This window comes from Subdoligranulum sp. APC924/74 (assembly GCF_003324125.1).
Taxonomy (GTDB): Bacteria; Bacillota; Clostridia; order Oscillospirales; family Ruminococcaceae; genus Gemmiger; species Gemmiger qucibialis.
The window spans coordinates 1-9,042 of sequence record NZ_PSQF01000099.1; the positions used below are offsets into that span (position 1 = coordinate 1).

Sequence of the window (9,042 nt, forward strand, 5' to 3'; positions counted from 1 at the left end):
GCTAAGCCAAAAGCGCAGATAATACTGGATGCTGCAAAGGTGAGCGCCGCCAGTGGCGGAAACAGCGAACCGAAGCACGATGCGGGTACCGCAACCCGACATTATCGAGCATTTTGGCAACGCAGATGCCGTGCCGCAGCTGCCGGAGCGGTGCTTAAGCCGCAAGGCGGGAATTGTGCGGTGTTGCCTTAGAGAAATTCCTACAGTGCTTTCAATTGCAGGACTAATTATTGTATTGATCGCACTTGCTATGCTTGTGCTTTCGGATAAAAAGCAGGAAGTTGTGGAGGAATAGGATCATGTCAAAAGATGAGTATTTGATTACCGATGCGCCGCTGAAAGCGCTGACGGTTTTTGCAATGCCGATGATTCTCGGCAGCTTTTTTCAGCAGGTATACAATATGGCTGACTCCATTATCGTCGGTCAGTTTGTTGGTTCCTCCGCACTGGCGGCGGTCGGTGCCTGTGCAGCCCTGACGAATGTTTTCATTTGTGTGGCACTGGGAGCCGGTGTTGGGGCAGGTGTGCTTGTAAGCCGCTATTTCGGTGCCAAAGAGTATGGCAAAATGAAAACCATTGTGTCTACATCACTGATCAGCTTTTTACTTCTGAGCATCATCCTTGGTGTCTTTGGCTTTGCCTTTTCTCATGCGATGATGAGCGGATTACAGACCCCTGCCGATATTCTGGAGAAAGCGGTACTGTACCTGCGGGTCTATTTTGTGGGCTTTCCGTTTCTGTTCATGTACAATATTCTCTCTACCATGTTCACTTCCATCGGTGAATCAAAAATTCCGCTGGGACTGCTGATCTTTTCATCCATCCTGAATATTGTGATGGATCTTTGGATGGTAGCCGGTCTGGGGCTTGGCGTGTTTGGCGCAGCACTGGCAACCCTGATTGCCCAGGGGATTTCCGCTGTGTTTTCACTATTGATTTTCTTCTATCGGATGCGGCGGTATAAGAGTGCATTTGCCTGGTTTGACGGGCGGGAGTTGCGCTCGATGCTTCAGATTGCTGTTCCATCGGTTCTCCAGCAGTCTACCGTGTCTATCGGTATGATGATCGTACAGGCGGTGGTAAATCCTTTCGGCACACAGGCTCTTGCAGGATATGCGGCGACGATGCGGGTGGAGAATGTCTTTTCTCTGATTTTTGTGTCCATCGGCAATGCAGTTTCGCCGTATGTTTCCCAAAACCTTGGGGCGGGCAAACCCCAGCGCATCAAAAAAGGCTACCACGCAGCATTGGTGTTGGATGTGTGCTTTGCGGCGCTTGCCTTCCTTGTCATTGAAACGCTGCACATGCAGATTTCTTCGCTGTTCCTTGGAAAAGACGGAACCGCCCTGGCCTATCAGGTGTCTGGAGATTATATGAGATGGCTCGGTTACTTCTTTATCTTTATGGGAATTAAAATGGCGACCGATGGAGTTCTGCGCGGACTCGGAATCATGCGGCCATTCCTCATTGCCAACATGGTAAACCTTGCGATTCGCCTGTCCGTGGCACTGATCTGCGCACCGCGTTTTGGCATTGATTTTGTTTGGCTTGCTGTGCCGGCAGGATGGTTTGCCAACTTCTTGGTTTCCTATGCGGCACTCAGAAAATCCTGGCCAATGGATAAAGCGGTACGCGCTCGCTAATATCCGGTTTGTCAAGTTATACTAGCGATTTTACGGTGGGCCTTGGTCCGCCGTTTCTTTTTGCTTTACATATTCTTTGCCCTGCTGTACGCCTCGCTCCTGCCATTCCGCGGTAAGCTCATTACGGACACGGATAGAAAGAAGCCGCTGATGAATCCAGTCTGTATCATATGCTCACATTCTGGACGAGGATAGAAAGGTCAATGCTCAGAAATTCGAGACTGCCTTCTATGCCAAGCCTGATCTCCGCAATGTCCGTCCGCCGGAGGAACCGGCAAAATCGGAACCTGCGACCCTGGACCTTGAAAGCCTTGTGGAGCAGCTTCAGAAGTCGCCGGAGCTGGCGAGTGCGCTCGCAGCCCTGATAGCGGCGCAAGCCCCGGCAAAGTGATCCGAAAAATCGAATTAGCAAAATGCAGAATTTTCTTAGCAAATTTCTGAAAAGCGTTCGAGTCCAATTAGCAAATATACATCATGCGGCGTATAAAAAGCTCTCGGTAACAGAAGCGAAATTACCGGGAGAAGGAGGAACAAAAAAAACGCTGCAAACCCCGAAAAAGGCTTGCAGCGGTGCTTTCTGGCGTCCCAGAGAGGATTTGAACCTCCGACCCCACGCTTAGGAGTATGGCTTACCATGTGATACACGGTTCGGATGTAACTTCCAATATCATCCCTTACGCAGAATGACTTGTAGTAAACGAACTTTATGGTGCAAAACACCTATTCTGACGCAGTTTTATGTGTCCGTTGGGTGGTCCTATTAGCAAATTCTTAGCAAGAGGACACCCAGCCAAAGCCGATTGCTACTGCCATTCTCCACTCCCTTAGTCAAAATGACAAGGCAAATACATGGAGGTTACTATGGACAAGAAAGAGAAAAAGTCACTGCCGGAACCGCGCACATATACCGTGGAACAGATTGCGGCCATGCTCAACATCGGTCGCACAACCGCATATCAGCTCGTCAAGCAGGAGGAGTTCAGGATCGTCCGCATAGGCAATGCGATCCGCGTTTCCAAGAAATCTTTTGACGAGTGGCTGGAAAGTTTAGAATTGTGAATATCGCAAGAAACGCCGTAGGCTCAAAAAACCTATGGCGTTTTTTTATACCCATTTTTGAAGGAGGCTGGCAATGAAACTGACAGAAGCAGAAATGAGGATGGTGTTTCAGATTGAAAGTACCAATCAGAACGCCGCCCTGAATGAGATTTACATGACATGGCGCTATGCGCCGAACCCGGCAACGAAAGAAACGGCGGAAGGCCTTCTGGACAAGCTCCGCCCACTGTCGGATCAGGAGTGCATGGATTTGATCCGCAAGGTGCAGGCCGAATACCGTCTGCCAGAGAAAGCCCGCACCATCGGAGAAATGCTGGCAGAAGCCAGGCAGCGATCCGGGGCGCAGAAGTTATCTGGCCATGACATTATGGCTTTAGAGCGTTTCGACCCGGCGACCAGACACATGATTGTCTTTGATGTTCTTACCCATGACTCGCCTGTTGGCTGGAAGGGTGAGAAAATGCGCCTGTTCCTGACTGACGCCGGATACAGCAAGGCTTTGGAAAATCAGGAAAAGGGACATATCAAAATCCGTAACCATGCGAAGGTGCTTTCCGGCGATCTCCACTATGACCATAAAGACCGTGAGAGGTAGCCGCCCCAAACTGTATCAAAATCAGCGGAAAATCTTCTGTTTCTTCCTCCGTGGCTTGCGTTCTGAACAGAGCGTGGATGTTTTCCCATGCGGGAGGCTATGGAGGCATACAGACGGGTAAACCGCTCAAAATCAACACTTTTTATTTTCACAGGAAGGAGGTGCGAAGATGGCTGTTTTTCGTATTGAAAAGACCCGTGATTATACGGTCATGTCGAACCATCACTTGAAAGATCGAACGCTGACCCTGAAATCCAAAGGGCTGCTGTCCATGATGTTGTCACTCCCTGATGAGTGGAATTACACCACCAGAGGTCTTGCGGCGATCTGCCGGGAAGGTGTGGACAGCATCGGTGCGGCATTGAAGGAGCTGGAAAACCACGGGTATATCCGGCGCACCCAGCTTCGGGATGAAAAAGGCAAGATCACGGATACCGAGTATGTCATTTTCGAAATGCCTCAGTGCGAACCGCCGTCAAGCCCAGGTACGCCTTTACCGGGTACGGCAAAGCCATATACGGAAAACCCGGATATGGGTATCCCGGATACGGCGGAACCGTGTACGGAAAACCCCGCACAATTAAATACTAATCAAACAAAGACTGATTTATCAAGTACGGAGATATCAAATCCTATCCCATCAAATCCCCCTACCCCCGCAGGGGCAAGGATGGGAATGGATCGGATGGGAGCCAGAGAATGTTATCGTGAAGTGATTTTGGACAACATCGAGTACAGCTATCTGGTGCAGGACAGCCATATCGACCGTGAGCAGCTTGACGAAATCGTTGACCTGATCGTGGATACCGTATGTTCTGCCCGCAAAGTCATCCGCATTGCCGGAGATGATTATCCGGCAGAGGTGGTAAAGTCCCGGTTTATGAAGCTGGACAGTTCCCATGTTCAGTATGTCATGGACTGTATGAAGGACAACACCACCTATGTCCGCAATATCAAGAAATACCTTCTGGCGGCGCTGTATAACGCCCCGACCACCATCAACAGCTACTATTCTTCCCTGGTGCAGCACGATATGTACGGGGACGGGCAAAGGGGGCGAGGCTAAATGCAGGAGGAAGTAACGCGGGGCGCCGTAACGCTCATTGTTGACGGAGCCAAGCTAAGCGAGCAAGTCTTTGAAAAGGCCGTCAAAAAGTTCCTGGAGGAAATCCAGAAAAGCCAGAAGCCAAAAATCTACCGCGGCAGGCAGAGCCTTAAACAGCTTGCCAGCCAGAACGCCGGTCTTGCCAATATCGAGATCAGTGACAAGAATATCAAGGCTTTCTCCCGTGTGGCGAAAAAATACCATGTGGATTTTGCCTTGAAGAAGGACACCGCCGCAGAGCAGCCCCGTTACCTGGTCTTTTTCAAAAGCCGGGACGCGGATGCCATCACAGCGGCATTTCAGGAGTTTGCCAGCCGGAAAATGAGCCGTGAGGAAAAGCCCTCCATCCGGGAACGGCTGACCCAGGCGAAGGAACAGGCGGCGGAGAAAGTGGAACACCGCACCATTGACCGGGAGAAAGTAAAGGTCAAAGATCGGAGCGTGCAGAGATGAACATGAAAAAACTGTTTTTGCTGAATTTCCCGTATCTTCTGTTCGTGTATCCCTTCGATAAGCTGGCACAGGCTTTCCGGCTTGCGCCCGGTGCTGACCTTTCCGGCAAGCTGCTCTCCATTGGGGACGGCTTCACGGCAGCCCTTTCCTCCCCGTGGCTCAGTTTCCATCCCACGGACCTGCTGATCGGCATAGCGGGTGCGGTGATCCTTCGCATGGCGGTCTACCTGAAAGGCAAGAACGCTAAGAAGTATCGCCACGGGATCGAGTATGGTTCTGCCCGCTGGGGTACGGCGGCAGATATCGCTCCCTACATGGACAAGGACTTTTTCCAGAACATCCCCATGACGCAGACGGAACGGATCACGATGGCAAGCCGTCCAAAGCAGCCGAAGTATGCCAGAAATAAAAACATTCTGGTGATCGGCGGTTCCGGCAGCGGCAAGACGCGGTTCTTCTGTAAGCCGTCGCTGCTGCAAGCTCATTCGTCCTATGTCTGCACTGATCCGAAAGGAACCTTGCTGCCGGAGATCGGCGCTTTCCTGGAACGGAAGAAATACCGTATCAAGTGCCTCAACCTGATAAACTTCCGAAAATCCATGAAATACAATCCGCTGGCTTATATCCGATCAGAGAAAGATATCTTAAAGCTGGTGAACGCCCTGATTATGAACACGAAGGGCGAAGGCGAAAAATCTTCGGAAGATTTCTGGGTCAAAGCGGAACGCCTCTATTATTCCGCGCTGATCGGCTACATCTGGTACGAGGCCACGGAGGAAGAAAAGAACTTCATCACACTTCTGGACCTTATCAATGCCAGTGAAGCCAGAGAAGATGACGAGACTTATCAAAGCCCGGTGGACCTGCTCTTTTCTCAGTTGGCGGAACGGGAGCCGGACCACTTCGCCGTCAAGCAGTACCGCAAATTCAAGATGGCGGCAGGCAAGACCTTAAAATCCATCCTCATTTCCTGCGGTGCTCGGCTTGCTCCCTTCGATATCAAGGAGCTGCGGGACCTGATGGAGTATGACGAACTGGAACTGGATACCCTGGGCGACCAAAAGACGGCGCTGTTTGTGATCCTTTCGGATACGGACAGCACTTTCAATTTCGTGGCTGCCCTCATGTATAGTCAGCTTTTCAATCTGCTCTGCGACAAGGCGGATGACTTCTACGGTGGGCGGCTGCCCGTCCATGTCCGTTTGATCCTGGACGAGTTTGCCAACATCGGCCAGATACCGAACTTCGATAAGCTGATTGCCACCATCCGAAGCCGTGAAATATCGGCTTCTATTATTTTGCAGTCGCAGAGCCAGCTAAAGACCATCTACAAGGATGCGGCAGATACCATTGTCGGTAACTGTGACAGCACCTTGTTTTTGGGAGGCAAGGAGAAATCCACGCTCAAGGAAATTTCGGAGCTGCTGGGGAAAGAGACCATTGATCTCTATAACCAGTCCGAAAACCGGGGCAGCCAGGTTTCCCACGGCCTCAGTTATCAGAAATTAGGAAAGGAGTTGATGACCCAGGACGAATTGGCAGTGATGGACGGCGGCAAGTGTATCTTCATGCTGCGGGGCGTGCGCCCATTCCTTTCGGACAAGTACGACCTCACCCGACACCCGAATTACAGATACACGGCCGACGCCGACCCTAAAAATGTCTTTGACATGGAACGGTACATGAAGAAGCAGCGTACCGTGGTAAAACCCACGGACTCCTTCGATGTGTACGAGATTGACGCAACAACTTAACCCAAAATCAAAAACATTTTTTAGGAGGATTATTTATGGAATTTTTCAACAGTGCAGTTGGTGTTTTGCAGACTCTCGTAGTGGCCCTGGGCGCAGGTCTTGGTATCTGGGGCGTTATCAACCTTCTGGAAGGTTACGGTCAGGACAACCCTGCTTCCAATGCTCATGTGCGATAAAGTAACACACAAGAAATTGATAGACAGCAACTTGCTATTCCGTAAAATTAGTAGAAATTTATTGTCGAAAATGATACAATATAACAGCAAAAAGATATTTTTTTGAGGAGGAACCATCATTGAATCAAACACAATATAATTTTTCGACATCGAAAACACTTGTAAATATCCTTGTTTACTTTCTGTTATTTTTGGCAGGAGATTTATTTAGCAGTATTTCTTTTGATTTGCTTTTTTCGTTTGTGGAACTTCCGAGCAATGCACTATATGTAATTCTAAGAATGTTGGGGGCTTTATTACTAACCGCTTTCCTTTTTTGGCTTTATACAACAAAAGGACTCCACTTGAAAATGAAAGATTTTGGTATTACACCGAACATAAAAAAATGGGGTGTTCTAATATCTGTTTTTCTTCCAGTATTCGTTACAGCTATTTTTGCAATGATTGGTAAATTTGAAGTCAACTCTTTTTCGGCGGGTGAAATATGTTTAATTATAATAGCTTCCATGCTTATAGCACTAAAGTCGGGAATAACAGAGGAAATGTTGTTTCGTGGGTATATTATGAAATTATTGGAGAGTAGATGGAATAAATATATAGCAATTTTAATTCCATCGTTTCTTTTCAGTTTAGTACACATTCCCTCAATGGAAACCTTTACTGTTAGCGGTGTTCTGCTTTTAATCATTAGCGGTACAGTAGTAGGAATCATGTTTTCTCTTGTTTCCTACAAAGGAAAATCCATAAGTAATAGTGCCTTATTACACGCCGCATGGAACTTTATTATGATAACAGATATTCTCCATATTACGACAGCGCAAGGAACTTATGGAAGTCCGATTTTTTCGATAATAATATCTTCAGATAATGTTTTCCTTACAGGAGCAGGGTTTGGAATAGAAGCATCTATAATCGCAATTATTGGATATATTCTTGTTTGTGGGTTTGTGCTGATTCCGAAGAAAAAGTAAAGACTATTCAATTCAATAATTGATAGCAAATCCAGCCGAGCCAGTCAACGGCAAGTAAATGGGCTTCGCCCACCGTTGACAGCCCCGCCTGTCTTTGCAAATGTGCAGTCAAGAGGACGATAGCCCAAAGTGCTACCGCCCTCTTTTATTTACAACTGAATAACCGCCGCCCCGCAGCGGCACACGAAGCAGTAAATCCGAAAAAGATTTGCTGCTTTTTTTGAGCCCATTTTTGGCAAATTTCCAAAAGTTCCGTATTAGACAGTGAAGCCCCAAAAGGCTGCCATTTTTTCATACAGCGGGCAAAACGCAGCTTCCGAAACGCCTTATTGTCGGGAAAGACCGAGCCGCCGAAAAAGTCCTTGCCGGAAAGTCCGTCCATTCTGCTCTTTTATGGTTTGTAGGGAGTAAGGGGGAGAATGCCAGCCCGCCGCCTTTTATGAAAAAAGCTGGTTATAGATTTCCCGAAAAAGTGGCAGTAGCAAGTGAGGGCAATCCAACAGCTCTTTATGAAAAAAGCTGGTTGCGATTTCTCAAAAAAGTGGCAGTAGGAAGTGAACGGCAGTCCGGCAGTTTCTTAGAGCAAGATTCTACCGCAGTACCAAAATTCGCTTTTCGCTCATTTTGCCCCTGCGGGAATCTTGTTGGGGAGTGCCTTCCCCAAACCCTGCTTATACGGCTTACGCCGCTTAAAAATCCCTCAAAATATTTTTTCGGATTTTTCAAAAACAGTTCCGCTTCACACCCTGTTTTTCTCCTATTAGTGAGAGGACACCACGCACAGAAAGGAGGTTTTTACCATGCGAAAACGATATAACACACCGCACCGCAGCCGGGTAGTCAAAACACGCATGACCGAGGAAGAATACGCCGAGTTTGCGGAAAGGCTTTCTGCTTACCACATGAGCCAAGCCGAGTTTATCCGGCAAGCCATAACCGGGGCAGCCATACGCCCCATCATAACTGTTTCCCCCGTCAATGACGAGCTGCTTGCCGCCGTCGGGAAGCTGACCGCCGAATACGGCAGGATCGGCGGCAACTTAAACCAGATAGCCCGGACGCTGAACGAGTGGCACAGCCCCTACCCGCAGCTTGCCGGGGAGGTACGGGCGGCGGTTTCCGACCTTGCTGCCTTGAAGTTTGAAGTCTTGCGAAAGGTAGGTGACGCTGTTGGCAACATTCAAACATATCAGCTCTAAAAATGCGGACTATGGCGCAGCCGAGCAGTACCTCACCTTTGAACATGACGAGTTTACCATGAAGCCCACCCTTGATGAAAACGGGCG

General features: G+C 48.8%; 9 protein-coding genes and 2 pseudogenes. 10 read left to right on the plus strand and 1 reads right to left on the minus strand.

Annotation, left to right across the window (positions count from 1 at the left end):
* The first annotated feature begins 299 nt into the window (after positions 1–299).
* The 8 genes and pseudogenes from C4885_RS14015 (at position 300) to C4885_RS14060 (ending at position 7,756) form a co-directional block, all read left to right on the plus strand.
* Positions 300–1,643, plus strand: a complete 1,344-nt coding sequence (locus C4885_RS14015; protein WP_114000933.1) for an MATE family efflux transporter — start codon at positions 300–302, stop codon at positions 1,641–1,643.
* Positions 1,644–2,504: 861 nt separating this feature from the next.
* Positions 2,505–2,702 carry a helix-turn-helix domain-containing protein gene (locus C4885_RS14030; RefSeq protein ID WP_114000934.1) on the plus strand — a complete coding sequence of 66 codons (198 nt, stop codon included), beginning with the start codon at positions 2,505–2,507 and terminating at the stop codon, positions 2,700–2,702.
* Between the two features lie 73 nt (positions 2,703–2,775).
* Complete coding sequence (locus tag C4885_RS14035; RefSeq protein ID WP_071143491.1) at positions 2,776–3,297, plus strand: DUF5720 family protein; 522 nt, start codon at positions 2,776–2,778, stop codon at positions 3,295–3,297.
* A gap of 169 nt (positions 3,298–3,466) precedes the next feature.
* Complete coding sequence (locus C4885_RS14040) at positions 3,467–4,363, plus strand: DUF6017 domain-containing protein (RefSeq protein ID WP_114000935.1); 897 nt, start codon at positions 3,467–3,469, stop codon at positions 4,361–4,363.
* Positions 4,364–4,855 (plus strand): PcfB family protein, encoded by a 492-nt coding sequence (locus tag C4885_RS14045; protein WP_114000936.1) that lies wholly within the window; start codon positions 4,364–4,366, stop codon positions 4,853–4,855.
* The gene (locus tag C4885_RS14050; RefSeq protein WP_114000937.1) at positions 4,852–6,609 is read left to right on the plus strand and encodes a VirD4-like conjugal transfer protein, CD1115 family; all 1,758 of its coding nucleotides are present in this window, start codon (positions 4,852–4,854) and stop codon (positions 6,607–6,609) included. Before C4885_RS14045 ends, C4885_RS14050 begins: the two co-directional genes overlap by 4 nt.
* 35 nt (positions 6,610–6,644) lie before the next feature.
* A pseudogene (locus tag C4885_RS14055) lies at positions 6,645–6,773 on the plus strand (Maff2 family mobile element protein); the annotation flags it as partial.
* A gap of 131 nt (positions 6,774–6,904) precedes the next feature.
* Positions 6,905–7,756 (plus strand): CPBP family intramembrane glutamic endopeptidase, encoded by an 852-nt coding sequence (locus C4885_RS14060; RefSeq protein WP_055307242.1) that lies wholly within the window; start codon positions 6,905–6,907, stop codon positions 7,754–7,756.
* A 145-nt stretch (positions 7,757–7,901) separates the two neighbouring features.
* Here the strand turns inward: C4885_RS14060 and C4885_RS16690 are convergent, their stop codons facing one another.
* The gene (locus tag C4885_RS16690; RefSeq protein WP_055307241.1) at positions 7,902–8,138 is read right to left on the minus strand and encodes a hypothetical protein; all 237 of its coding nucleotides are present in this window, start codon (positions 8,136–8,138) and stop codon (positions 7,902–7,904) included.
* Between the two features lie 418 nt (positions 8,139–8,556).
* Between C4885_RS16690 and C4885_RS14065 the strand changes: the two genes are divergently transcribed.
* Both C4885_RS14065 and C4885_RS17140 read left to right on the plus strand, forming a co-directional pair.
* The gene (locus C4885_RS14065) at positions 8,557–8,955 is read left to right on the plus strand and encodes a plasmid mobilization relaxosome protein MobC (protein ID WP_114000938.1); all 399 of its coding nucleotides are present in this window, start codon (positions 8,557–8,559) and stop codon (positions 8,953–8,955) included.
* A pseudogene (locus tag C4885_RS17140) lies at positions 8,927–9,042 on the plus strand (conjugal transfer protein TraI); the annotation flags it as partial. The gene C4885_RS14065 and the pseudogene C4885_RS17140, both read left to right, overlap by 29 nt.

Excerpts from the sequence above, each read along its gene's own strand:
- C4885_RS14050 (WP_114000937.1), top strand. The coding sequence starts at position 4,852 with ATGAACATGAAAAAACTGTTTTTGCTGAATTTCCCGTATCTTCTGTTC.
- C4885_RS16690 (WP_055307241.1), bottom strand. The coding sequence starts at position 8,138 with ATGGACGGACTTTCCGGCAAGGACTTTTTCGGCGGCTCGGTCTTTCCC.
- C4885_RS14015 (WP_114000933.1), top strand. The coding sequence starts at position 300 with ATGTCAAAAGATGAGTATTTGATTACCGATGCGCCGCTGAAAGCGCTG.
- C4885_RS14035 (WP_071143491.1), top strand. The coding sequence starts at position 2,776 with ATGAAACTGACAGAAGCAGAAATGAGGATGGTGTTTCAGATTGAAAGT.
- C4885_RS14030 (WP_114000934.1), top strand. The coding sequence starts at position 2,505 with ATGGACAAGAAAGAGAAAAAGTCACTGCCGGAACCGCGCACATATACC.
- C4885_RS14045 (WP_114000936.1), top strand. The coding sequence starts at position 4,364 with ATGCAGGAGGAAGTAACGCGGGGCGCCGTAACGCTCATTGTTGACGGA.
- C4885_RS14065 (WP_114000938.1), top strand. The coding sequence starts at position 8,557 with ATGCGAAAACGATATAACACACCGCACCGCAGCCGGGTAGTCAAAACA.
- C4885_RS14040 (WP_114000935.1), top strand. The coding sequence starts at position 3,467 with ATGGCTGTTTTTCGTATTGAAAAGACCCGTGATTATACGGTCATGTCG.